The sequence below is a fragment of the Streptomyces qaidamensis genome (assembly GCF_001611795.1).
GTDB classification, from domain to species: Bacteria; Actinomycetota; Actinomycetes; order Streptomycetales; family Streptomycetaceae; genus Streptomyces; species Streptomyces qaidamensis.
Genome location: NZ_CP015098.1, coordinates 6,378,135 through 6,400,714, shown reverse-complemented (window position 1 = coordinate 6,400,714; position 22,580 = coordinate 6,378,135). Strand labels below are relative to the sequence as shown.

Sequence of the window (22,580 nt, the reverse complement as noted above, 5' to 3'; positions counted from 1 at the left end):
ACGGGGTCGCCCCGGAACACCGGGTGACGGGCAGTCAGGCCCCGGGGGAACGTCCGTGCCGGTTCAGTCCTTCCGCAGGCGCTCGGTGAGGACGCCGAGGACCTCCGCGGGTACCAGGTGGGAGACGTCGCCGCCCCAGGTCGCGACCTCCTTGACCAGGGAGGACGACAGGAAGCTGTAGGTGGGGTTGGTGGGGATGAAGAGGGTCTCCACGCCCGAGAGGCCATTGTTCATCTGGGCCATCTGCAGCTCGTAGTCGAAGTCACTGACCGCGCGCAGGCCCTTGACGATGGCGGGGATCTCGCGCTGCTTGCAGAAGTCGACGAGCAGGCCGTGGAATGCCTCCACTCGGACGTTGCCGTACTCGGCGGTGACCCGGCGGATCAGGTCGATCCGCTCCTCGATCTCGAACAGGCCCTTCTTGGCCTGGTTGATCATCACCGCGACATAGACCTCGTCGTACAGCCTGGAGGCGCGGGAGATGATGTCGAGGTGTCCGTTGGTGATCGGGTCGAACGACCCGGGACAGACGGCGCGGCGCACTTGTGTTCCCTCGCTCTCCGGTCCGGTCATCGTGCGTCTTCGCACGTAGAGGCGGCGCGACCGTACCAAAACGTTCCCTCGCCGTAGCGACGGGCCCGGAGGGGTTCGAAACCCCCGGGCCACCGGAATTCACCGCCTCTGGTGCTGCGCTCCACGGTGACGAGGGCTTCCTCGGCGAGCCAGCCCTCGGTGCGGAGTGTGAGGAGGATCTCCCGAAGATCGTCGTCCGTGACGGCGTACGGGGGGTCGAGGAAGACGAGGTCGTACGGGGCGCCGGGGGGTGGCGTACGGATGATCTGTTCCGCTTTGCCGGATCTGACCTCGGCGCCGGGGAGGCCGAGGTTCTTCACGTTCTCGCGGACCGTGCGGACGGCTTTGGCGTCGGCTTCGACGAGGAGGGTGTGGCCCGCGCCCCGGGACAGGGCCTCCAGGCCCACTGCGCCCGAGCCGGCGTAGAGGTCGAGGACGCGTTCGCCTTCCAGGGGGCCGCCGAGGAGGGACTGCCAGGTGGAGAAGAGGCCTTCGCGGGCGCGGTCGGAGGTGGGGCGGGTGCCTGTCCCTGGCGGGACGGCCAGGCGGCGTCCGCCGGCCTGGCCGGCGATCACGCGGGTCATCGTTGGTCCTTGGTGGTCGGCGGCTTTCCGGTATCAGTGTGGCTGGTCGCGCCCGCGCGGCGGTAGCCGCATATGGCTCACGGCCCGCGCCCCTGGGGTGCCGTCACTCATCCCTTTTCCAAGTACTGTTCCCTTTCCTCGTCCAGGAGGGCGTCCAAAGCCGTCCGGAGTGCGGGAAGGCCGGTCAGCTCCGGATCGGCCGCCACGACAGCCGTCGCCTCCTCCCTCGCCTCCGCGATGATCTCCTCGTCCTCGATGACCGCGAGCATCCTGAGGCTGGTGCGGGCTCCCGACTGGGCCTGGCCGAGGACATCGCCCTCGCGGCGTTGCTCCAGGTCGATGCGGGAGAGTTCGAAGCCGTCGAGCGTGGAGGCGACCGCGCCCAGGCGCTGACGGGCCGGGCTCGCCTCGGGCATCTCGGTGACCAGGAGGCAGAGGCCGGGGGCCGAGCCACGGCCCACACGGCCGCGCAGCTGGTGGAGCTGGGAGACGCCGAAGCGGTCGGCGTCCATGATCACCATGGCGGTTGCGTTCGGGACGTTGACGCCGACCTCGATGACCGTCGTGGCGACGAGGACATGCGTCTCGCCGGCGGCGAAGCGGCGCATGACGGCGTCCTTGTCGTCGGGGTGCATCCTGCCGTGCAGGACTTCGACCCGCAGGCCCTTGAGGGGGCCCTTGACCAGCTGATCGGCCACGTCGAGGACGGCGAGGGGCGGGCGCTTCTCCGCGGCGTCCTCCGGAGACTGCGACGGCTTCTTCCCGCCGGACTTCTTCGGGTCGTCCTCCTCGTCACCGATGCGGGGGCAGACCACGTAGGCCTGGTGGCCGTTCTCCACCTCCTCGCGGACCCTGTCCCACGCGCGGGACAGGAAGTGAGGCTTGTCCGCGGCCGGGACCACATGGCTGGCGATCGGCGAGCGGCCCGCCGGGAGCTGGTCCAGGACGGACGTCTCCAGGTCGCCGAAGACGGTCATGGCGACCGTGCGCGGGATGGGCGTGGCCGTCATGACCAGCAGATGCGGGGGCTGTTTGCCCTTGCCGCGCAGGGCGTCGCGCTGCTCCACGCCGAAGCGGTGCTGTTCGTCGACCACGACCAGGCCCAGGTCGTGGAACTGCACCTTGTCCTCGATCAGCGCGTGCGTGCCGATGACGATGCCGGCTTCGCCGGTGGTGAGGTCGAGCAGGGCGTGCCGCCGGGCCGCCGCCCCCATGGAGCCGGTGAGCAGCACCACCTTGGTGGCCTGCTCGGCCCCGCCCAGCATGCCGCCCTCGGCCAGTTCGCCCATCATCTCGACGATGGACCGGTGGTGCTGCTGGGCGAGCACTTCGGTGGGCGCGAGCATGGCGGCCTGGCCCCCGGCGTCGACGGTGGCGAGCATGGCGCGCAGGGCGACCATGGTTTTCCCCGAACCGACCTCCCCCTGCAACAGCCGGTGCATCGGATGGTCCGTGGCCAGGTCGTCGAAAATCTCCCGGGAGACGCGCTGCTGGCCGTCGGTGAGGGTGAAGGGGAGGCGGGCGTCGAAGGCGGTGAGGAGGCCGTCGGGGGCAGGTCTGCGGGGGACGGCGGGCAGTTGGGCGTCCGCGTGGCGGCGGCGGGCCAGGGCGACCTGGAGGACGAAGGCCTCGTCCCACTTGAGGCGGGAGCGGGCGTCCTCGATGTCGGCCTTGGTGTGCGGGCGGTGGATCTTCAGCAGGGCTTCGGGGAGGGGCACCAGGCCGCGGCCCTCGCGCAGGGACTCCGGGAGCGGCTCGACGGCCTCCCGGGCCGTGGGCAGGACCGTCTGGATCGCCTTGCCGATCTTCCAGGACTCCAGCTTGGCGGTGGCGGGGTAGATCGGGATCAGCGCGCCCGCCCAGGTCTCGACGGACTCCTCCGGGTCGCCGCGCAGCAACTCGTAGGCCGGGTGGGCGAGTTGGAGGCGGCGGTTGAAGACGGAGACCTTGCCCGCGAACATCGCGCGCGTGCCCGGCAGCAGTTCCTTGTGGGGCTTGTGGACGCCTGCGCCGAAGAAGACCAGTTGCAGCCGGCCGCTGCCGTCCGTGATCGTGACCTCCAGGCGCTGGCCCTTGCCGCGCGGGGCCTTGGCGGAGGCGAACGTGTGCAGGCGGGCGTCGGCGACCTGCGCGACCACCGTGACGTGCTCGTCCATGGGGAGGTCGGCGAGGTGCGTGAGCTGGCCGCGCTCCTCGTATCTGCGCGGGTAGTGGTGGAGGAGGTCGCCGACGGTGAGCAGGCCGAGGTGCTCGGCCATCACCTTCGCGGTGGCGGGGCCGAGCACCGACTTCAGCGGCTGTCGCAGGGGTTCTTCCAGTGCGGGCACGAGATCCATTGCACACCACGCCACTGACAATGGCTCCCAGGCCGCGGCCGGATCGCCGTAAAGATCCCGGAAACCCCTGGTCAGGCGGCTGGTTCGGGCCTTAGGATGACGCGCTCCCGGCTCCCTTTCGCGGTCACCGCCCCACCGGGACCGCCCTACCCCGCGCCGTCGCGAGTCCCCCACCGGCGCCGTGAAGATGGACTCCCAGACCTCACAGGCATCCCAGGCACCCCATTCGCCCTCCTCACCTCATACGTTCCAGGTCGACCTGCGTGGTCTGGTGGACCTGCTCTCCCACCACCTCTACTCCGGTCCGAAGGTGTATCTGCGGGAGCTGCTGCAGAACGCCGTGGACGCCATCACGGCCAGACACGCGACGGAACCCGACGCTCCGGCCCGGGTGCGGCTGTACGCCGAGGGCGGCGCCCTGCGGATCGAGGACACCGGCGTGGGCCTCACCGAGGCCGACGTGCACAGCCTGCTCGCCACCATCGGGCGCAGCTCCAAGCGGGCCGAGGGACTTCAGGAGGCGCGGTCCGGCTTCCTCGGGCAGTTCGGCATCGGGCTGCTGGCCTGTTTCGTCGTCGCCGAGCGGATCCGGGTCGTCAGCCGCAGCGCCCGTACACCCGGGGCACCGCCGGTGGAGTGGACGGCGACCGACGACGGTTCGTACACCGTGCGGACGCTGCCGGACGCCGAGCGGCCCGAACCGGGCACGACCGTGCACCTGGTGGCCCGGGCGGGTGCCTCGGAGTGGCTCTCGCCCGAGCGGGTCGAGGCGCTGGCCCGGGACTTCGGGTCGCTGCTGCCGTACGACGTCCGGGTCGGCGACGAGGCGGTCACCGACCTTCCGGCGCCCTGGGACCGTCCGTATCCCGGCCCGGCCGCCCGGCGCGTCGCCCTCGCCCGGCACTGCCACGACCTGTTCGGCTTCACACCGCTGGACACGATCGACCTGTCCGTGCCGCTGGCCGGCATCCGCGGGGTGGCGTACGTGCTGCCGTCGGCGGTCAGCCCGGCCCAGCGCGCCGTTCACCGCGTGCACCTCAAGGGCATGCTGCTGACCGAGCGGGCCGAACAGCTGCTGCCCGACTGGGCGTTCTTCGTGCGCTGTGTGCTCGACACCGACAGCCTGCGGCCCACGGCGTCACGCGAGTCGCTGTACGAGGACGAGACGCTGGCGGCCGTACGGGAGGCGCTGGGCGAGCGGATCCGGGCCTGGCTGACGGGTCTGGCGGCCGGTGATCCGGAGCGGCTGGCCGCGTTCTTGTCGGTGCACCACCTGGGCGTGAAGTCGCTGGCCCGGCACGACCGGGAGATGCTGCGCACGATGCTGCCGTGGCTGCCGTTCGAGACGACCGACGGGCGGCTGTCCCTGGAGGAGTTCGCGCAGCGGCACCCGGTGGTGCACTTCACGCGGACCGTCGAGGAGTACCGGCAGGTCGCGCCGATCGCGTCCGCGCAGGGCATCGGCGTGATCAACGGCGGCTACACCTACGACAGCGAGCTGGTTCAGGCGCTGCCGTCGGTGCGACCGGGGACCGTGGTCGCCGAGCTGGACGCGGAGACGGTGACCGCGCATCTGGACGCGGTCGACCCGGCCGAGGAGCTGACCTTGTCCGGCTTCCTGGCGGCGGCCCGGGCCCGGCTCGACCCACTGGGCTGTGACGTCGTCCTGCGGGCCTTCCACCCGCTGTCCGTGCCCGCGCTGCACCTCGACGACCGGGACGCCCGGCACGAGCAGGCCCGCGCGGACGCCGAGGAGCGGGCCGACGACCTGTGGGCGGGGATCCTGGGCTCCCTGCGGGGCAGCGCACCCCGCGCGCGTCTGGTGCTCAACCACCTCAATCCGCTGGTCCGGAGGATCAGCGCGCTGCCCGACCCGGAGCTGATCGGCACGGCCACGGAGTCGCTCTACGGGCAGGCGCTGCTGATGGCGCAGCGACCGCTCAGGCCGGCCGACTCGGCACTGCTCAACCGCGCGTTCATCGGCCTCCTGGAGTGGGCCACGCACAGCGAGGACGGTCAGGCATGACGGAGATCACGGACTTCGACGCCCTGCGCGAGGCGATGGCGGAGAACTCCGGGCAGCCGGAGGGGCCGGCCCGCAACGCGCGCGCGGAGGAGCTGCTGACCGCGGCCGAGAAGCTGAACGTCCCGCTGGCCGTCATCGAGGCGCTCGGCCACCAGCTGAAGGTCTACAACTACAGCTCCGAGAAGGGGAAGATGTTCGTCCCCTTCGCGCGCCTGCTGCGCATGTGGGACGAACGGCCCGAGGACTTCGACGCGTACGAGACCCACTCGCTGCACTGGGTCTTCAAGTGGGTTTCGGCCGGCATGCTCGACCAGCCGCACGTCCCGCTCGCCTCGATCGAGAAGTGGCTCGGCGAGATGGAGCACCGCTACCGGCTCGCCGGGCACTCCGAACGGGCCGTGCGCAGCGCCGAGCACAGTGTGGCCGCGCACGTGGGGGACGTGGCGCGGGCCGAGCGGGCGTACGCCGCGTGGCTGGCGGCCGACCGCGACAGCATGGCCGACTGCCACGCGTGCGAGCTGCACGGGCAGGGCTGGTGGCAGGCGGAGCAGGGGCGGGACGCACAGGCGCTGGAGCTGTGGGGGCCGGTGCTGGAGGGCGAGTACACCTGCGCCCACGAGCCGCACACGGCCCTCGCGTCGTCCCTGGTGCCGCTGCTGCGGCTGGGCCGCGAGGAGGAGGCCCGGGCCAACCATCTGCAGGGCTTCCGGCTCGTCCGGGCGATGGAGAGCATGCGTGGCGCCTACGCGGAGCACGTGGAGTTCTGCGCGCTCACCGGCAACGAGGCGCGGGGCCTGGAGCTGCTCGCGGAGCGGCCTGCGTACTTCACGGACGACGGACATCCGCAGAGCAAGCTGGACTTCATGAGCGTGGTCGCCCTGCTCATGGACCGGCTGACCGGGCTCGGGCTGGGCGACCGGCAGGTGCCGGGCCCGGCCGGCCGGGAGTGGACCGCCCGCGAACTCGCCACGCACGCGCGCGAGGTGGCCCTCGCCCTGGCGGCGCGCTTCGACGAACGCAACGGCACGACGCACGTGAGCGAGCGGACACGCGCGCGTATGGCACGGCGACCGCTGGTGGAGCGGCTGCCGCTGGGAGTGCGGTCGGTACGGCCGGCTCCCCCGCCCGCTCCCGCCGCGGCTCCGGCTCCCGCCACCGGGCAGCCGGATCTGCCTGCCCTGCTGGCCGAGGCGCGGCGGCTGTCGGACACCCTGCGGCCGGGCGCCGTGGAGGCGTGGGCGGCTGCCGCCGCGGCTGCTGCGGGCACGGAACTCGACCCGCGCGATCGTGCCGAGATGGCCGACCACGAGGCGATGTCCCTCGGCCCCGAGGGCAGCGAGCTCTTCGAACGGGCCGCCGGTCTCTACGCGGAAGCGGGCGACCCGGGCGAGGCCCTCGCGGCACGCGCGCGTGGGGCGTACGTCCGCGCACTCGCGGGTGATGCGGAAGGTGCCGTCGCGGCGGTGACCGGCCTCTACGACGAGGTCCTCGCGCTGTACGCCGCCGACGGCACGGCCATCCGCCAGACGGCGTCCGTCGTGATGAGCCGGGCGCGGATCCTGACGCGCCGGGCGCACGGCGCCGAGGGCGACCCGGCGGCTCTCGCCGAGGCCGAGGGCGCCGTCCGGGAAGTCCTCGCGCTTGTCGAGGGCCGGACCGAGGAGGACGTACGGCTGGCCGCCCGGGTCGCCGAGGCCCGGGCGATGCTCGGGGAGCTGGCGGGGCTGGCCGGGGATCTGGAGAGCGCCGCGGAGCTGTTCGCCCGGGGCGCGGCGGAGTTCGTGGCGGCGGGGCTGCCGTGGTTCGCGGTGGAATACGAGGCCCGGCTCGCCTCTCTGGCCCACCATCTCGGCGACATGGCGGAGGCGGAACGGGCGCTGCGGGCGGCCCTGGAGCACGGCGGGGCGCAGCTGGAGGCGCCCGGGCGGGCCCAGCTGCACCTTCAGCTCGCCGAGGTCGTCGGCGGCCGGGGTGAGGCCGCGGAGGCCGCCCGGCACGCCCTGGAGGCCGCCCACTGGGCCGACGAGGCGGGCGAGTCGGCGACGCTGGGGGCGTGGGCGCGACAGCAGCTCGGCGGCTTCCTGCTGCGGCAGGGGCGGTGGGCCGAGGCCGCGGAGGTGCTGGAGTCGGCGCTGCCCGACCTGACCGCCGAGACGCACGGCGACGGGGCGGTCGTGCAGACGCAGTGGTGGCTCGGCGACTGCCTGAGCGAGCTGGGCGAGCACCGGGCCGCCGCCGAACGGCGCCTGCAGGCCGCCGAGATCGCCCGGCACTGGCCCGAGCAGCACGACCACGCGACCCTCGCCCACCTGGCCGGGGAGTCCCTCGGGCAGGCCGGACTGGCGGCGGAGGCGGACCAGGCCTACGCGCGCGCGGGCGGGCTGTGGCGCGAGCTCGGCAACACCCACGGCCTGATCCGCTCCCTGCGCGCCCGCGCCTGGCTGGCGCTCCGCGCGCAGGACGGGCTGGGAGAGGCACGCGATCTGATGGCGGACGCCGTCCGGGAGTGCGAGGCGGCGCGGGAGGCAGCCACCGACGAGGAGTCCCGGCAGCAGCTCGTCGCCGAACTCGGCCACACCCACCAGCAGTTCGGCGACCTGCTGGCCCGCTCCGCCGCCGAGGACGCCGAGGGCGCCCCGGTCCGTGAGGTGTTCGAGGAGGCGCTGGCCCAAGTGGTGCGCTCGGCCGACGTGTTCGCCTCCCTCGGGGACGGCGCGCTGCACAGCCGCACCGGCGCGGAACTCACCGCGGGCCGGCTGGAGGCCGACCTGGGCCGCCCCGCCGACGCGGTGGCACGCGCGCGTGCGGTGCTGGCGGCGTACGAGGGACACGGCATCTCGGAGGCCGGGGACGGCGAGGGCGAGGCGGTGCGGGCCCGCCGGGCGGAGGCGGAGCAGCTGCTGCGGCTGCTGCCGGCGGAGCGTCCGGACTGAGCGGCCCCGGCCCTACTCCACGCCGATGAGGAGCAGGGCCCCCTGCCGCCCGCCCCGGTACACGACCGTGTCGACGGCGAGGTACCCCTCGCGGACCCTGCCCTCCAGATGCTCGGCGACGACGTCGGGGACGTCGTCGCCGAGGACCAGGGTGACCATCTCGCCCCCGGCCGAGAGCATGCGGTCGAGAACGGTCTCGGCGGTCTCGGCGACGTCCGAACCGATCACGGCCACGTCCCCGTCGATGAGGCCCAGGACATCGCCGGCCTGGCAGATGCCGGCCATCGTCCAGGACTGGCGTTCGGCGACGGTGACCTCGGCGTAGCGGGTGGCCCCGGCGGCGGAGGTCATGGACACGACGTCCTCGTCGAAGCGGCGGTCCGGCTCGTGCACGGCCAGGGCCGCGATGCCCTGGACCGCCGAGCGGGTCGGGATCAGGGCGACCCGGATGCCCTCCGTGCGGACCTGCTCGGCGGCCGCCGCGGCGGTGTGGCGCAGATCGGCGTCGTTGGGCAGCAGCACGACCTCGCGCGCGTGGGCCCGCCGTACGGCCTGGACGAGCTCGCCACTCGCGGGCGGCTCCCCGGGGCGTGCGAGCACGGTCGTCGCGCCGGCCTCGGTGTACAGCCCGGCCAGCCCCTCGCCGGGCACGACGGCCACGACGGCCCGCTGGGCGCGTTCCCGGGGCGGCCGCTCGGCGCCGGTGGTGTGGACGTCGCCCGCGCCGAAGTGCGTGATGCGGATCCGGTGGGGCCGGCCGGCCTCGATACCGGCCTCGACGGCGGCGCCCGCGTCGTCCACATGGACGTGCACGTTCCACAGCCCGTCGCCGCCGACCACGACGAGGGAGTCCCCGAGGGCGTCGAGCCGCTCCCGCAGCCGCTGCACGGCCCGGTCCTCGGCCTCCAGGAGGTAGATCACCTCGAAGGCCGGCCCTTCCCGGCCCGGCACGACGGCGGCGCCGTCGGCGCACTCGTCCAGGACCCCGTCGGCCGGCTCGGGGCCCACGGCGGGCTCCACGCGCGCGTGGGGGTCCCTGGAGGGGCCGGTGCCCGCACTCGCCGCCACCCCCCGCGCCCTCTCCCCCGTGAACGTCTCCACCAGCGCTCCGAGCACCGCGACCAGGCCCCGCCCCCCGGCGTCGACCACTCCGGCGCGCTCCAGGACGGGCAGCTGGCCCGGGGTCGCTGCGAGGGCCGCGAGGGCTCCGTCGTAGGCCGCCCGGGCCACGGCCCCGCAGTCGCCCTGGACCCGGTCCGCGGCGTCGGCGGCGGCCGATGCGACCGTGAGGACGGTGCCCTCCACGGGATGGGCGACGGCCCGGCGGGCGGAGTCGGCCGCCTGCCGCAGGGCGAGCCGCAGGTCCCGGCCGTCCGTGTGGGCGGGTTCGCCGTCGGCCAGTACCTGGGCCATGCCGCGCAGCAGCTGGGCGAGGATCGTCCCGGAGTTCCCGCGGGCGCCGATGAGGGCCCCGTGCGCCATCGCACGGGCGGCGTCGGCGAGGGTCGGCCCGTCGGGGCCGGAGCCCGCCGCGTGTCCGGCGAACACCGCCTCGACGGCCGCGACCGCCGACTCCACGGTCAAGTACAGGTTGGTGCCGGTGTCGCCGTCCGCCACGGGATAGACGTTGATCGCGTCGATCTCCTCGCGCGCCCGCCCCAGGGTCTCCAGCGCGAGACCGCACCAGGTGCGCACCGCGAGAGCATCGAAGAATGTCTGCGGCACCTGCGCCACTAGGCCTCCCTGAGCTGCTGGACGTGGCTCGCAGCGTAGACCCCGGGGCGGTGTTCACCGGAAGAGGGAGGGGACCGGGCCCCTGAGCTGCCATGGTAGTTTCGTTCTACGGGTGCAGCCGTTGTATGCTGCTCCGGTTGCCCGATCTGATCGGGCCTTCCCCCTGGCAACGCCACTCAGATTTCGACCGGCTCAGCAGAGCCCGAGAATCTTGATCCCGGCCTGCCGGGATCAACCGTAAGTGCATCTGAAGTCTTTGGAGTGACCCGTGGCTGCCAACTGCGACGTCTGCGGCAAGGGGCCGGGCTTCGGCAACAACATCTCGCACTCGCACCGCCGTACGCCCCGCCGCTGGAACCCGAACATCCAGCGAGTGCGTACCGTGGTGGGCGGGACGCCGAAGCGCGTGAACGCTTGCACCTCGTGCATCAAGGCCGGCAAGGTCTCGCGCTGACGCTCAGCTAGCGCGCGGCCACTGCTGGTTCGCTGCAGAGCCGGTCCACCTCTGGTGGGCCGGCTCTTTGCGGTGCCCGGACACGGGTGCTCAGGTCCCGCACATCAGCGCTCGGGCCCCGCCCGGAAACGCCAGCCGTGATCCACCGGGCCGATCCCCCCGCCGAGCGCGAACCCGGCCGCGACGGCCCCCGTGACGTACTCCTTCGCCGCCGCCACCGCCTCCGGCACGGGCTGCCCCTTGGCGAGCTGGGAGGCGATCGCCGAGGCGAGGGTGCAGCCGGTGCCGTGGGTGTGGCGGTTGTCATGCCGGGGCGCCCGCAGCCAGTGCTCCTCGGATCCGTCGGTGAGCAGATCGACGGCGTCGCCGGGCAGGTGCCCACCCTTGATCAGCGCCCAGCGCGGCCCGTACGCGAGAACGGCCGCAGCAGCCTGCCGCATCTCCCCCTCCGACGCGACCCGTACGCCCGTGATCTGGGCCACCTCGTCGAGGTTCGGTGTGGCCACAGTGGCCACCGGCAGCAGCTTCGTACGAACGGAGTCCAGCGCAGAGGCGGCGAGCAGGGCATCGCCGTGCTTGGAGACGCCCACCGGGTCGATCACGGCAGGGGCGTCCGTCTCCGCGATCAACTCGGCGACCGCCTCCACGAGTTCCGCGGAGGCGAGCATCCCGGTCTTGACCGCCTGGACGCCGATGTCGTCGACGACGCTGCGGTACTGGGCCCGCACGGCCTCCACGGGCAGTTCCCAAGCCCCCTGCACACCGAGCGAGTTCTGCGCGGTGACCGCCGTGACGACGCTCATGCCGTGCACGCCGAGCGCGAGCATCGTCTTGAGGTCGGCCTGGATGCCCGCGCCCCCACCGGAGTCGGAGCCCGCCACCGTCAGGACGTTGGGGATCATGACTCTATGTCCCCGAAGTGGTCCCAGCCGCCCTTGCTGGTCCACGGCGCCCCGTCGACCGTCACCTGGGGCAGTGCCGAGGGGTTGAGGACCTCGCCGATGACCTTCCAGCGGGCGGGCAGCTTCACGTCCGGCGGGAACGTCGCCACGATCGCGTGATCCTCTCCCCCGGTCAGCACCCACTGCATGGGGTCGACCCCGACGGCCTGCCCGATGTCGTTCATCTGGGACGGGATGTCGATCGCCCCGGAGCGGATGTCGATGCGGACCTTGCTCGCCTCGGCGATGTGCCCGAGATCGGCGATCAGCCCGTCGCTCACGTCGCACATCGCGGTCGCCCCGAGCCCGGCTGCGGCCGGACCCGCGTGGTACGGCGGCTCGGGCCGACGGTGGGCCTCCACGAACGCCCGCGGCGAGCGGAACCCCCGCGACAGCACCGCGAACCCGGCGGCCGACCAGCCCAGCCAGCCGGTCACCGCGACCCGATCGCCGGGCCGGGCGCCCGCCCGTGTCACCGGCTCCTGGTTGCGCAGATCGCCGAGCGCGGTGATCGACACCATGATCGAGTCGCCGCGTACGACGTCACCCCCGACCACGGCGGCGCCCGCCACCTGGCATTCGTCGCGCAGGCCGTCCATCAGCTCGCTCGGCCACGTCACCGGCAGTTCGGCCGGGACGACCAGGCCGAGCAGCAGCGCGGTCGGTACGGCGCCCATGGCGGCGATGTCGGCGAGGTTCTGCGCGGCCGCCTTGCGGCCCACGTCGTAGGCCGTCGACCAGTCGCGCCGGAAGTGCCGGCCCTCCACCAGGATGTCCGTGCTCGCCACGACCCTGCGGTCGGGTGCGGCCACCACGGCGGCGTCGTCGCCGGGGCCGACCCGGACCGCCGGGGTGGTGGTCAGACGGGAGGTGAGCTCCCTGATGAGCCCGAACTCACCGAGCTCACCAACAGTGCCCTTCATTGCCCTTTCTCCCCTTCTGTCCCTGTCCGTGCCCGGTCGCGAGGCATCTCCGTGCTCGCTACCGTCGAAGTGACCGTCAAGTTCTGCCGGACCTGCACCTCGGCGCGCAAGACCCGGTCCCCGCAGGTCTCCCCGCGGCGAGCGGCGACGCGATACCGTGGCGTTCCTTTTCCCCACATGATCCTCGTGGCCGCCCTGGAGGTTCCGTGGTACAGGCGTACATCCTGATCCAGACCGAGGTCGGGAAGGCCTCGGTCGTCGCCGAGACGATCAGCAAGATCCCTGGGGTCATCCAGGCCGAGGACGTGACGGGACCGTACGACGTGATCGTGCGGGCGCAGGCCGACACCGTCGACGATCTCGGCCGCATGGTGGTCGCCAAGGTTCAGCAGGTGGACGGCATCACCCGCACCCTGACCTGCCCGGTCGTCCATCTGTAGCCCCCGTCTACCCTGTGCCGGTGAACTCTTTCCGTCACCGGCACCGTTGTGTCCTCCGCGTGCTCCGCCTGCCCGCTGTCGCGCTGTTGATCACTGTTGCGGGCTGCTCCTCAGCAGACGACAGCGCGTCGGCGGCGGTTCCCAGTCCGGACGCGAAGGTCGCGGAACTGTGCCGGAACCTGGACAAGGTACTGCCCGCGAAGGTGAACGGTGAGCGCCGTGAGGATCCCGAGCCCGCGTCGGCACTGACGGCGAGCTGGGGCAGCCCGGCGATCATACTTCGCTGCGGTGTGCCGCAGCCGCCGAAGATGGTCGATCCCAAGGTCGCCGACGGACATGACCCCGATGCCGTGGCCGGGGGCGTGAACGGTGTGGACTGGCTGATGGAGAAGCAAGGTGACGAGGGGTACCGGTTCACCACGGCCAACCGTGAGGCCTACATCGAGGTCCGGGCGCCGGAAGGCGTGGACAGTTCGAGCGTGCTGATCGATCTGGCCGCCGCCGTGAAGAAGGCGATCCCCGAAGGGATCGCCTCCTGAGCGCCGCGCCCGTGCTCCCGTCCTGAGTCCGCGGGCCGTTCGTGGCTGATCGCGCGGTTCTCCGCGCCCCTTGAGGGTCGGTTCAGCGCAGGCCCGTCGACCTGCGCAGTGCCGCCTGCACCAGCAGGTCGATCAGCTCCGGGTAGCTCACCCCGCTCGCCTGCCACATCTGCGGATACATCGAGATGGGCGTGAAGCCGGGCATGGTGTTGATCTCGTTGATCACGAACTGCCCGTCCTCGGTGAGGAAGAAGTCCGCGCGGACCAGGCCCTCGCAGGACGCCGCCTCGAAGGCGTCGACCGCCAGGCGCTGGACCTCGGCCGTCTCCTCGGGGGTGAGGGGCGCCGGGACGAGACCCGGGGTGGAGTCGATGTACTTGGCCTCGAAGTCGTAGTACGCCTGCGCCTCGGGCGGGGGGATCTCCGCGGGCAGGGAGGCCCGGGGGCCGTCCTCGAACTCCAGGACACCGCATTCGATCTCACGGCCGCGCAGTGCGGCCTCCACGAGGATCTTGGGGTCGTGCCGCTGGGCCTCGGCGATCGCCTCGTCGAGGCCGGAGAGGTCGTCGACCTTGGTGATGCCGATCGAGGAACCGGCCCGCGAGGGCTTCACGAACAGCGGCCAGCCGTGCTCACCGGCGAAGTCGACGATCTTCTTGCGGGCGGCGGCCTCATCGTGTTCCCACTCGCGCGGCCGGATCACCACGTACGGGCCCACCTTCAGCCCGAAGGAGGTGAACACCCGCTTCATGTACTCCTTGTCCTGGCCGACGGCCGAGGCGAGCACGCCCGAACCCACGTACGGGACGCCGGAGAGCTCCAGGAGGCCCTGGAGGGTGCCGTCCTCGCCGTACGGGCCGTGCAGCACCGGGAAGACCACGTCGACCTCGCCGAGGGCCTTGGGCACCGATCCCGGCTCGCTGTAGACGACTTCGCGGCTGGCGGGGTCGACCGGGAGGATCACCGCGCCCTCGGCGGACTCGGCCAGGGCGTCGACGCTCGGCGGGCGCCGGTCGACGATCGCCATCCGCTCCGGTTCGTCCGCCGTGAGCGCCCAACGCCCGTCCTGCGTGATGCCGATCGGCAGGACGTCGTACTTCGTCCGGTCGATGGCCTTGAGGACGGCGCCGGCGGTGACCACGGAGATCCCGTGTTCGGAGCTGCGCCCGCCGAACACGACGGCCACACGCGGCTTGCGAGGCGGCTGCTCGGGGCTCTGGGGGAGGTTCTCGGTGCTCATATCGCGTTGAGAGTACCCGTTGGTAGGGCCGGTAGTAAGCGCCGTCGGCCCCGCGTCGCTCAGCGTCGTTCGGGCTTCGCGCTGCGCGACATCAGCTCCTTGAGAGCCACCACCGGGGGCTTGCCCTCGTGCACGATGCCGACGACCGTCTCGGTGATCGGCATGTCGACGCCGTGCCGGCGGGCCAGATCCAGCACCGATTCGCAGGACTTGACGCCCTCCGCGGTCTGCTTGGTGACCGCGATGGTCTCCTGCAGGGTCATGCCCTTGCCGAGGTTGGTGCCGAAGGTGTGGTTGCGCGACAGCGGCGAGGAGCAGGTGGCCACCAGGTCGCCCAGGCCCGCGAGTCCGGAGAAGGTCAGCGGGTCGGCGCCGAGCGCCATGCCGAGCCGGGTGGTCTCGGCGAGACCGCGGGTGATGAGCGAGCCCTTGGCGTTGTCGCCGAGTCCCATGCCGTCCGCGATGCCGACGGCGAGGCCGATGACGTTCTTCACGGCTCCGCCCAGTTCGCAACCCACCACGTCCGTATTGGTGTACGGGCGGAAGTACGGCGTGTGGCAGGCGGTCTGGAGCCGCTGGGCGACGGCCTCGTCGGTGCAGGCGACCACGGCCGCGGCCGGCATCCGCGCGGCGATCTCCCTGGCCAGGTTGGGCCCCGTCACCACGGCGATCCGGTCCGGGCCGACCTTGGCGACGTCGTCGATGACCTCGCTCATCCGCATCGCGGAGCCGAGCTCGACGCCCTTCATCAGTGACACGAGGACCGTGTCGGGGGCCAGCAGCGGGCTCCACTCGGCGAGGTTGGCGCGCAGGGTCTGCGAGGGCACCGACAGGACCGTGAAGTCGGCGTCCGCCGCGGCCTGCGCGGGATCGGTGGTGGCCCGCACGTTCTCCGGGAGCTCGACGCCCGGGAAGTAGTCGGGATTGGTCCGCGAGGAGTTGATCGCCTCCACGACCTCAGGGCGGCGCGCCCACAGGGTGACCTCGCACCCCGCGTCGGCGAGCACCATGCCGAAGGCCGTACCCCACGAACCGGCGCTCAGGACCGCCGCCTTGACCGGCTTGCTCACTTGCCCAGCCCCTCTTCCTGCACGGTCTGTCCGGACTTCTGGTGCGTCTGCGTCTGTGTCTGTGCCTGCGTGCGGTGCCGCTGCTCGATCCGCTCCCTGCGCGGGTCGTACGGCGTCTCGGGCGCCTTCTCGCCGCGGATCAGCTCCAGCTGTGCGGTGACGGCGGCCATGATGGCCTCCGTGGCCTCCTTCAGCAGGTCCGCGGTCATCTCCCGGTCGTAGAACCGGGCGAGGTCCACGGGCGGCCCGGCGAGCACGCGGTGCGTCTTGCGCGGCAGCAGATGCGGCTTCTTCGCGTACGGCGGCAGCAGCTCGTTGCAGCCCCACTGGGCCACGGGGATCACCGGGCACTTGGTCTGCAGCGCGACCCGCGCGGCCCCCGTCTTGCCGGTCATGGGCCAGCCGTCCGGGTCGCGGGTGAGGGTGCCCTCGGGATAGAAGGCGACACATTCCCCGCGGTCCACGGCCTCGATCGCGGCCCGGAAGGCGCTCAGCGCGTCCGTGCTCTCGCGGTAGACGGGGATCTGCCCGGTGCCCCGCATCGCGGCCCCGACGAATCCCTTCTTGAAAAGCGCGCTCTTCGCGAGGAATCGCGGGACGCGCCCGGTGTTGTACTGAAAGTGCGCGTAAGCGAAGGGGTCGATGTGCGAATTATGGTTCACCGCGGTGATAAATCCGCCCTCTGCCGGAATGTGCTCCATTCCACGCCAGTCCCGCCTGAGCAGAACCACCAGCGGCGGTTTGCAGATCACCGCGGCGAAGCGGTACCAGAAGCCGATTCTGCGGCGGGGCACGCGGACACCTTCCTCTAGGGCCTGAAAGCCGGGGCCACGGGGGGCCGCACAAGTGTCGCCCCAGGCCGCCGGTCTGTCGAGAACACCGTACGCCCCGGCACGCCGCCCGCCCGATGCCCCGGGTGACAATGACCGCGACAAGAGGAGGACGGAACACCCGTGCAGTGGACCCTGGTCGTACCCCTGAAGCCCCTGGCCCGGGCCAAGAGCAGGCTTGCGGACACCGCGGACGACGGGCTGCGGCCGGACCTGGCGCTGGCCTTCGCCCAGGACACGGTGGCGGCCGCGCTGGCCTGCCCGGCGGTAGGGGATGTGGCAGTCGTCACGGACGACGCCCGGGCGGGCCGTGAGCTGGCGGCGCTGGGCGCCGCGATCATCCCCGACGAGCCGGGCGGCGGCCTCAACGCCGCCCTCGCACACGCGACACGGGTCGTACGGTCGGCCCGCCCGGCCCGTGCCGTGGCCGCACTGAACGCCGATCTGCCGGCCCTGCGCCCCGCGGAATTGTCGCGGGTACTGGAAGCCGCCGCTGAATTCCCGCGCGCATTTCTCCCGGACGCGGCCGCAATCGGCACGACCCTGCTGGCCGCCGCTGCGGGCCGCGAATTGCGCCCGGCCTTCGGCTCGGATTCCCGGGCCCGGCACCGCGCGTCCGGCGCCGTGGAACTGCCCCTCGCCGCGGTGGATTCCGTACGCCAGGACGTGGACACCGGCGAGGACCTGCGCAGCGCGCTGGCCCTGGGAGTCGGCCCTCATACGGCCGCGGCCGCCGCGCGATTGCTGATACCCGGGCAGTAGGCTGCGGCCATGCAGGCGACCGCGTACACATACGACCCCGAAAGCCGCAGCGGGCAGGTGCTCCTGGACGACGGCACCCCGGTGCCCTTCGACGCGGCCGCGTTCGACGCGGGGGGCCTCAGGCTGCTGCGCCCGGGCCAGCGGGTGCGCATCGAGGTGGAGGGTGCGAAGGACGCGCCCCGGATCACTCTGGTGACCCTGCAGACCCTCTGACCACTTGCTGAACACGCCGCGGGCCGGACTCCGTGCGGAGTCCGGCCCGGCGCGTGAGTACTCCAGCGCCCTTACTTCTTGCGGGCGGTGGTCTTCTTGGCGGTGGTCTTGCGCGCCGTCGACTTCTTGGCGGGCGCCTTCTTGGCCGTGGCCTTCTTCGCCGGGGCCTTCTTCGCGGTGGTCTTCTTCGCGGCGGTGGTCTTGGACGTCGCCGCGGTCTTCTTGGCGGGCGCCTTCTTCGCCGTGGTCTTCTTCGCGGCCGCGGTCTTCGTGGTGGCCTTCTTCGCCGTCGTCTTCTTGGCGGTGGTCTTCTTCGCGGCGGCCGACTTCGTGGTCGCCTTCTTCGCGGCGGCCTTCTTGACCGTCGCGCCGGCACCGCCGGTCAGGCTGCCCTTCGGCGCCTTCTTGACGGCGACCTCGCCGCCACGCGGGAGCTTCTTCGAGCCGCTGACCAGGTCCTTGAAGCCCTGACCGGCGCGGAAGCGCGGAACGGAGGTCTTCTTGACCCGAACCCGCTCGCCCGTCTGGGGGTTACGGGCGTACCGGGCCGGACGGTCGACCTTCTCGAACGAACCGAAGCCGGTGACCGAGACCCGCTCACCCGAGACGACCGCGCGGACGATGGCGTCCAGTACATGGTCGACAGCATCGGCGGCCTGCTGGCGGCCGCCCATCTTGTCGGCAATCGCTTCTACGAGCTGCGCCTTGTTCACGTCTTCCCCTTCGGAGACATCGCCAGAACGAAAGTGTTCAAGCTTTTTCGCACGTTAGGCAGATATATACCGCAAATCAAACACGAAACGGGCTTATCACCCTTGTGCCGCAACGAACTCGACGGTGTCGAGGGGTTCAGCGTTCCTCGTCGGGGATTCGTCCCTCGTCGAGGTCCGCGGAGAACCGCTCCAGCCGCCTTGCCGCGTCGGCGAGATCGTGCTTGGCCGCGGCCGTAATGACCAGCAGCTTCCGGGTCAGCGCCATCCGTACGCCCTCCGGGACTTGCAGTGCGCGCACCCTTGTGTGCGCTTCCTTGAGTCGGTCCGCGACTGCCGCATAGAGCTCGAGTTGGCCGTCGTGTTCCATGCACAGATTGTGCCATCTGGGGCGAGTTGTCGCCTGCCCAGGGGACAACTGACGCCTCAAACGGCCTTCCGGGCACACGTGGAAGTCACGGCTGTACCCCTCGCGTACCCCAGCAACCACCGGCATAACGCGGGAAGTTGGCAGCTGAACAGGGGGTGGGCAGGGCCGTTCGGGTGCAGACACGGCTGTACCCCCGATCGGGCTGATCGGGGGTACAGAGGGGGTGTTGCGGTGGCCGAAAGTCGCCTTGTTCGGAGGCGGTGGGCCGTGCCCGGGTCAGACCGGGAGGGTCCGCGGCTTGAATGCCGGGCGCTTGGCTTCGTAGGCGGCGATGTCGGCTTCGTTCTGGAGGGTGATCGAGATGTCGTCGAGGCCGTTCAGCAGCCGCCAGCGGGAGTTCTCGTCCAGCTCGAAGGAGGCGGTGATGCCCTCGGCGCGCACCTCGCGGCTCTCCAGGTCGACGGTGATCTCGGCCTGTGGGTCCTTCTCGACGAGCTCCCACAGCGCGTCCACGGTCTTCTGCTCCAGAACGACCGTGAGCAGGCCGTTCTTGAGCGAGTTGCCGCGGAAGATGTCGGCGAAGCGCGAGGAGATCACGGCCTTGAAGCCGAAGTTCTGCAGCGCCCAGACGGCGTGCTCACGCGAGGATCCGGTGCCGAAGTCGGGGCCGGCGACCAGCACGGTCGCACCCTTGCGCTCGGGCCGGTTGAGCACGAACGTCTCGTCCTTGCGCCAGGCCTCGAACAACCCGTCCTCGAACCCGTCCCGGGTGACCTTCTTGAGCCAGTGGGCGGGGATGATCTGGTCGGTGTCGACGTTGGAGCGGCGCAGCGGCACGGCCCGGCCGGTGTGGGTGGTGAATGCTTCCATGACTGATCAGACTCCAGCGGGCGTGGGGGCGTCGGCGTCGGCCAGGTCGGCCGGGGAGGCCAGGTGGCCCAGGACGGCGGTGGCGGCGGCGACCTGCGGCGACACCAGGTGGGTGCGGCCGCCCTTGCCCTGCCGCCCCTCGAAGTTGCGGTTGGAGGTGGACGCGGAGCGCTCACCGGGGGCCAGCTGGTCGGGGTTCATGCCCAGGCACATCGAGCAGCCCGCGTGCCGCCACTCGGCGCCGGCCTGCTTGAAGACGACGTCCAGCCCCTCGGAGACGGCCTGCAGACCCACCCGCGCCGAACCGGGGACGACCAGCATCCGTACGCCGTCGGCGACTTTGCGGTCCTTGAGCAGCTCGGCCGCGGCACGCAGGTCCTCGATACGGCCGTTGGTGCAGGAGCCTACGAAGACGGTGTCCACCGTGATGGAACGCAGCGGCTGCCCGGCCTCCAACCCCATGTACTCCAGGGCCTTTTCGGCGGCGTAGCGCTCCGATGCGTCTTCGTACGAAGCAGGATCGGGGACGGACGCCGAAAGCGGTGCGCCCTGCCCGGGGTTGGTACCCCAGGTGACGAACGGCGACAGCGCGGAGGCATCGATGACGACCTCGGCATCGAACTCGGCGTCGTCGTCCGTCTTCAGCGTCTTCCAGTACGCGACGGCCGCGTCCCAGTCGGCGCCCTCGGGGGCGTGCGGGCGGCCCTTGAGGTAGGCGAACGTCGTTTCGTCCGGGGCGATCATGCCCGCGCGGGCGCCGGCCTCGATCGACATGTTGCAGATGGTCATCCGGGCCTCCATCGAGAGCTTCTCGATGGCCTCGCCGCGGTACTCCAGGACATAGCCCTGCCCGCCGCCCGTGCCGATCTTCGCGATGATCGCCAGGATCAGGTCCTTGGCCGTGACACCCTCGGGCAGTTCACCGTCGACCGTGATCGCCATGGTCTTCGGGCGGGACATCGGCAGCGTCTGGGTGGCCAGCACATGCTCCACCTGGGAGGTGCCGATACCGAACGCCAGCGCACCGAAAGCACCGTGCGTGGAGGTGTGGGAGTCACCGCACACGACGGTGGTGCCCGGCTGCGTCAGACCCAGCTGCGGACCCACCACGTGCACGACACCCTGCTCGACATCGCCCAGCGGATGCAGACGCACACCGAAGTCGGCGGCGTTCTTGCGCAGCGTCTCCAGCTGCACCCGCGAGACCGGGTCCGCGATCGGCTTGTCGATGTCCAGGGTCGGGGTGTTGTGGTCCTCGGTCGCGATGGTGAGGTCCAGCCGCCGCACGGTCCGGCCGGTCTTGCGCAGACCGTCGAACGCCTGCGGGCTGGTCACCTCGTGCAGCAGGTGCAGATCGATGAAGAGAAGGTCGGGCTCGCCCTCCGCGCGCCGGACGACATGGTCGTCCCAGACTTTCTCCGCGAGTGTCCTACCCATCGCTGTTCCCTCCGGTCGGCTACGGTCCGCCGACCCAACTAGAGATCGTGAGGAGGCGGCGCCCGTTCCCCTGATTCCGGGCACACACCACCAGGCCCTTACGTCACGGGCCGTTGTGACTTCGTGATTCCAGGGTGGCGCGTTCCACGGAAATTTGAACTTGCGTTTCACAGAGTGAGACGCAAGTATCGTTTCATGGACAACAGTAGCGGCGTCGGCGTTCTGGACAAGGCGGCCCTCGTCCTGAGCGCTCTGGAGTCCGGCCCGGCCACCCTCGCGGGGTTGGTCGGTGCCACCGGACTGGCACGACCCACGGCCCACCGCCTGGCCGTGGCCCTGGAGCACCACCGCATGGTGGCGCGCGACATGCAGGGCCGTTTCATTCTCGGCCCTCGTCTGGCAGAGCTTGCCGCGGCCGCGGGTGAGGACCGTCTCCTCGCCACCGCCGGCCCGGTGCTCACGCACCTTCGTGACATCACGGGCGAGAGCGCGCAGCTCTATCGCCGTCAGGGCGACATGCGCATCTGCGTCGCCGCGGCGGAGCGCCTGTCCGGTCTGCGGGACACGGTCCCGGTGGGTTCGACGCTCACGATGAAGGCCGGATCCTCGGCGCAGATCCTGATGGCCTGGGAGGAGCCGGAGCGGCTGCACCGCGGCCTGCAGGGGGCGCGCTTCACGGCGACGGCCTTGTCGGGTGTGCGGCGGCGGGGCTGGGCGCAGTCGATCGGTGAGCGGGAGCCGGGCGTCGCGTCGGTCTCCGCGCCGGTGCGGGGGCCTTCGAACCGGGTGGTGGCCGCGGTGTCCGTGTCCGGGCCGATCGAGCGGCTGACGCGTCACCCGGGGCGTATGCATGCGCAGGCTGTGATCGATGCGGCGGGGCGGCTCTCCGAGGCACTTCGGCGCACCGGCTGAGCGTTTTCGGGGAGGGTCGGCCTCAACGCCGCGGCAGGCTTTCCCCGACCAGGCGCCGTTGCGGCTTGGGGTGTGCCGTCGCGTGCGGGTTGTCCGTGGTTGATCGCGCAGTTCCCCGCGCCCCTGAGCGGACGTACGACGAAGGCCCCCCACCGAAGTGGAGGGCCTTCCTCTTACGTACCCCCGACCGGATTCGAACCGGCGCTACCGCCTTGAGAGGGCGGCGTGCTAGGCCGCTACACAACGGGGGCCTGGACACTGCGTTTCCGCAGGTCCGAGCTGGTCTACCTGGACTCGAACCAAGACTAACTGAACCAGAATCAGTCGTGCTGCCAATTACACCATAGACCAATGTGGTTTAGACCAGTCAGTACCCCCGACCGGATTCGAACCGGCGCTACCGCCTTGAGAGGGCGGCGTGCTAGGCCGCTACACAACGGGGGCCCTAGCAGTCCCGAGATGATCATCGATCGCTCGGAACCAGTACCCCCGACCGGATTCGAACCGGCGCTACTGCCTTGAGAGGGCAGCGTGCTAGGCCGCTACACAACGGGGGCGATGCAGATGAGCTCTGCGAGCTGGCCTACCTGGACTCGAACCAAGACTAACTGAACCAGAATCAGTCGTGCTGCCAATTACACCATAGGCCACTGGAACGCAAGCCCCCGAGGGGGATTTGTTCT

At 71.4% G+C, this 22,580-nt stretch carries 20 protein-coding genes, 5 tRNA genes and 1 pseudogene; 8 read left to right on the top strand and 18 right to left on the bottom strand.

The window, feature by feature from the left end; all coding sequences use genetic code 11:
* Positions 1–63 precede the first annotated feature (63 nt).
* From coaD to recG, 3 genes and pseudogenes are all read right to left on the bottom strand, one after another.
* On the bottom strand, positions 64–543 hold the full coding sequence (gene coaD, locus A4E84_RS28545; RefSeq protein WP_033313182.1) for a pantetheine-phosphate adenylyltransferase: 480 nt from the start codon (positions 541–543) through the stop codon (positions 64–66).
* A 26-nt stretch (positions 544–569) separates the two neighbouring features.
* Positions 570–1,160, bottom strand: a pseudogene (gene rsmD / locus A4E84_RS28540) (16S rRNA (guanine(966)-N(2))-methyltransferase RsmD); the annotation flags it as partial.
* A 104-nt stretch (positions 1,161–1,264) separates the two neighbouring features.
* The gene (recG, locus tag A4E84_RS28535; RefSeq protein ID WP_062929274.1) at positions 1,265–3,493 is read right to left on the bottom strand and encodes an ATP-dependent DNA helicase RecG; all 2,229 of its coding nucleotides are present in this window, start codon (positions 3,491–3,493) and stop codon (positions 1,265–1,267) included.
* Positions 3,494–3,680: 187 nt separating this feature from the next.
* Here recG and A4E84_RS28530 point away from each other — a divergent pair, with 187 nt between their 5' ends.
* Both A4E84_RS28530 and A4E84_RS28525 read left to right on the top strand, forming a co-directional pair.
* On the top strand, positions 3,681–5,519 hold the full coding sequence (locus tag A4E84_RS28530) for an HSP90 family protein (RefSeq protein WP_062929273.1): 1,839 nt from the start codon (positions 3,681–3,683) through the stop codon (positions 5,517–5,519).
* Positions 5,516–8,452: a hypothetical protein gene (locus A4E84_RS28525; RefSeq protein WP_062929272.1), complete on the top strand. Its 2,937-nt coding sequence runs from the start codon at positions 5,516–5,518 to the stop codon at positions 8,450–8,452. Before A4E84_RS28530 ends, A4E84_RS28525 begins: the two co-directional genes overlap by 4 nt.
* 12 nt (positions 8,453–8,464) lie before the next feature.
* Here the strand turns inward: A4E84_RS28525 and A4E84_RS28520 are convergent, their stop codons facing one another.
* Positions 8,465–10,186, bottom strand: a complete 1,722-nt coding sequence (locus A4E84_RS28520) for a DAK2 domain-containing protein (protein ID WP_062929271.1) — start codon at positions 10,184–10,186, stop codon at positions 8,465–8,467.
* 268 nt (positions 10,187–10,454) lie between these two features.
* On the opposite strand from A4E84_RS28520, the gene rpmB reads away from it, so the two are divergent.
* Complete coding sequence (gene rpmB / locus A4E84_RS28515; RefSeq protein ID WP_004924906.1) at positions 10,455–10,640, top strand: 50S ribosomal protein L28; 186 nt, start codon at positions 10,455–10,457, stop codon at positions 10,638–10,640.
* Between the two features lie 104 nt (positions 10,641–10,744).
* Here rpmB and thiD read toward each other — a convergent pair whose 3' ends face one another.
* Both thiD and A4E84_RS28505 read right to left on the bottom strand, forming a co-directional pair.
* A complete protein-coding gene (gene thiD / locus A4E84_RS28510) occupies positions 10,745–11,542 on the bottom strand; it encodes a bifunctional hydroxymethylpyrimidine kinase/phosphomethylpyrimidine kinase (RefSeq protein ID WP_062929270.1) in 798 nt (265 codons plus the stop codon).
* Positions 11,539–12,504 (bottom strand): thiamine-phosphate kinase, encoded by a 966-nt coding sequence (locus tag A4E84_RS28505; protein WP_062929269.1) that lies wholly within the window; start codon positions 12,502–12,504, stop codon positions 11,539–11,541. The genes thiD and A4E84_RS28505 overlap by 4 nt, the downstream gene beginning before the upstream one ends.
* A 206-nt stretch (positions 12,505–12,710) precedes the next feature.
* Here A4E84_RS28505 and A4E84_RS28500 point away from each other — a divergent pair, with 206 nt between their 5' ends.
* Both A4E84_RS28500 and A4E84_RS28495 read left to right on the top strand, forming a co-directional pair.
* Positions 12,711–12,944 carry an Lrp/AsnC family transcriptional regulator gene (locus A4E84_RS28500; protein ID WP_030851968.1) on the top strand — a complete coding sequence of 78 codons (234 nt, stop codon included), beginning with the start codon at positions 12,711–12,713 and terminating at the stop codon, positions 12,942–12,944.
* A 20-nt stretch (positions 12,945–12,964) separates the two neighbouring features.
* Positions 12,965–13,483: a DUF3515 domain-containing protein gene (locus A4E84_RS28495; protein WP_062929268.1), complete on the top strand. Its 519-nt coding sequence runs from the start codon at positions 12,965–12,967 to the stop codon at positions 13,481–13,483.
* An 82-nt stretch (positions 13,484–13,565) separates the two neighbouring features.
* Here the strand turns inward: A4E84_RS28495 and A4E84_RS28490 are convergent, their stop codons facing one another.
* The 3 genes from A4E84_RS28490 to A4E84_RS28480 are packed head-to-tail and all read right to left on the bottom strand — an operon-like array spanning position 13,566 to position 16,587.
* Entirely contained in the window at positions 13,566–14,723 is a 1,158-nt protein-coding gene (locus A4E84_RS28490; protein ID WP_062929267.1) for a D-alanine--D-alanine ligase family protein, read from the bottom strand.
* 59 nt (positions 14,724–14,782) lie between these two features.
* Entirely contained in the window at positions 14,783–15,793 is a 1,011-nt protein-coding gene (locus A4E84_RS28485) for an NAD(P)H-dependent glycerol-3-phosphate dehydrogenase (protein WP_062929266.1), read from the bottom strand.
* Entirely contained in the window at positions 15,790–16,587 is a 798-nt protein-coding gene (locus tag A4E84_RS28480) for a lysophospholipid acyltransferase family protein (RefSeq protein ID WP_062929265.1), read from the bottom strand. The genes A4E84_RS28485 and A4E84_RS28480 overlap by 4 nt, the downstream gene beginning before the upstream one ends.
* A 159-nt stretch (positions 16,588–16,746) precedes the next feature.
* Between A4E84_RS28480 and cofC the strand changes: the two genes are divergently transcribed.
* Complete coding sequence (cofC, locus tag A4E84_RS28475) at positions 16,747–17,385, top strand: 2-phospho-L-lactate guanylyltransferase (RefSeq protein ID WP_062929264.1); 639 nt, start codon at positions 16,747–16,749, stop codon at positions 17,383–17,385.
* Between the two features lie 9 nt (positions 17,386–17,394).
* Entirely contained in the window at positions 17,395–17,598 is a 204-nt protein-coding gene (locus A4E84_RS28470; protein ID WP_033313194.1) for a hypothetical protein, read from the top strand.
* A 71-nt stretch (positions 17,599–17,669) separates the two neighbouring features.
* On the opposite strand, the gene A4E84_RS28465 is transcribed toward A4E84_RS28470, so the two are convergent.
* From A4E84_RS28465 to leuC, 4 genes are all read right to left on the bottom strand, one after another.
* On the bottom strand, positions 17,670–18,311 hold the full coding sequence (locus A4E84_RS28465; protein ID WP_062929263.1) for an HU family DNA-binding protein: 642 nt from the start codon (positions 18,309–18,311) through the stop codon (positions 17,670–17,672).
* Between the two features lie 136 nt (positions 18,312–18,447).
* Positions 18,448–18,678, bottom strand: a complete 231-nt coding sequence (locus A4E84_RS28460; RefSeq protein ID WP_062929262.1) for an SCO5555 family protein — start codon at positions 18,676–18,678, stop codon at positions 18,448–18,450.
* Positions 18,679–18,954: 276 nt separating this feature from the next.
* Positions 18,955–19,548 carry a 3-isopropylmalate dehydratase small subunit gene (gene leuD / locus A4E84_RS28455; RefSeq protein ID WP_062929261.1) on the bottom strand — a complete coding sequence of 198 codons (594 nt, stop codon included), beginning with the start codon at positions 19,546–19,548 and terminating at the stop codon, positions 18,955–18,957.
* Positions 19,549–19,554: 6 nt separating this feature from the next.
* On the bottom strand, positions 19,555–20,985 hold the full coding sequence (leuC, locus tag A4E84_RS28450; protein WP_062929260.1) for a 3-isopropylmalate dehydratase large subunit: 1,431 nt from the start codon (positions 20,983–20,985) through the stop codon (positions 19,555–19,557).
* Between the two features lie 195 nt (positions 20,986–21,180).
* Between leuC and ndgR the strand changes: the two genes are divergently transcribed.
* The gene (gene ndgR / locus A4E84_RS28445) at positions 21,181–21,897 is read left to right on the top strand and encodes an IclR family transcriptional regulator NdgR (protein ID WP_003993203.1); all 717 of its coding nucleotides are present in this window, start codon (positions 21,181–21,183) and stop codon (positions 21,895–21,897) included.
* Between the two features lie 178 nt (positions 21,898–22,075).
* Here the strand turns inward: ndgR and A4E84_RS28440 are convergent.
* The 5 genes from A4E84_RS28440 to A4E84_RS28420 form a co-directional block, all read right to left on the bottom strand.
* A tRNA-Glu gene (locus A4E84_RS28440) sits at positions 22,076–22,148 on the bottom strand.
* A gap of 28 nt (positions 22,149–22,176) precedes the next feature.
* Positions 22,177–22,248: transfer RNA gene (locus A4E84_RS28435), tRNA-Gln, on the bottom strand.
* Positions 22,249–22,268: 20 nt separating this feature from the next.
* A tRNA-Glu gene (locus tag A4E84_RS28430) sits at positions 22,269–22,341 on the bottom strand.
* 40 nt (positions 22,342–22,381) lie between these two features.
* A tRNA-Glu gene (locus tag A4E84_RS28425) sits at positions 22,382–22,454 on the bottom strand.
* 21 nt (positions 22,455–22,475) lie between these two features.
* A tRNA-Gln gene (locus tag A4E84_RS28420) sits at positions 22,476–22,547 on the bottom strand.
* Positions 22,548–22,580 lie beyond the last annotated feature (33 nt).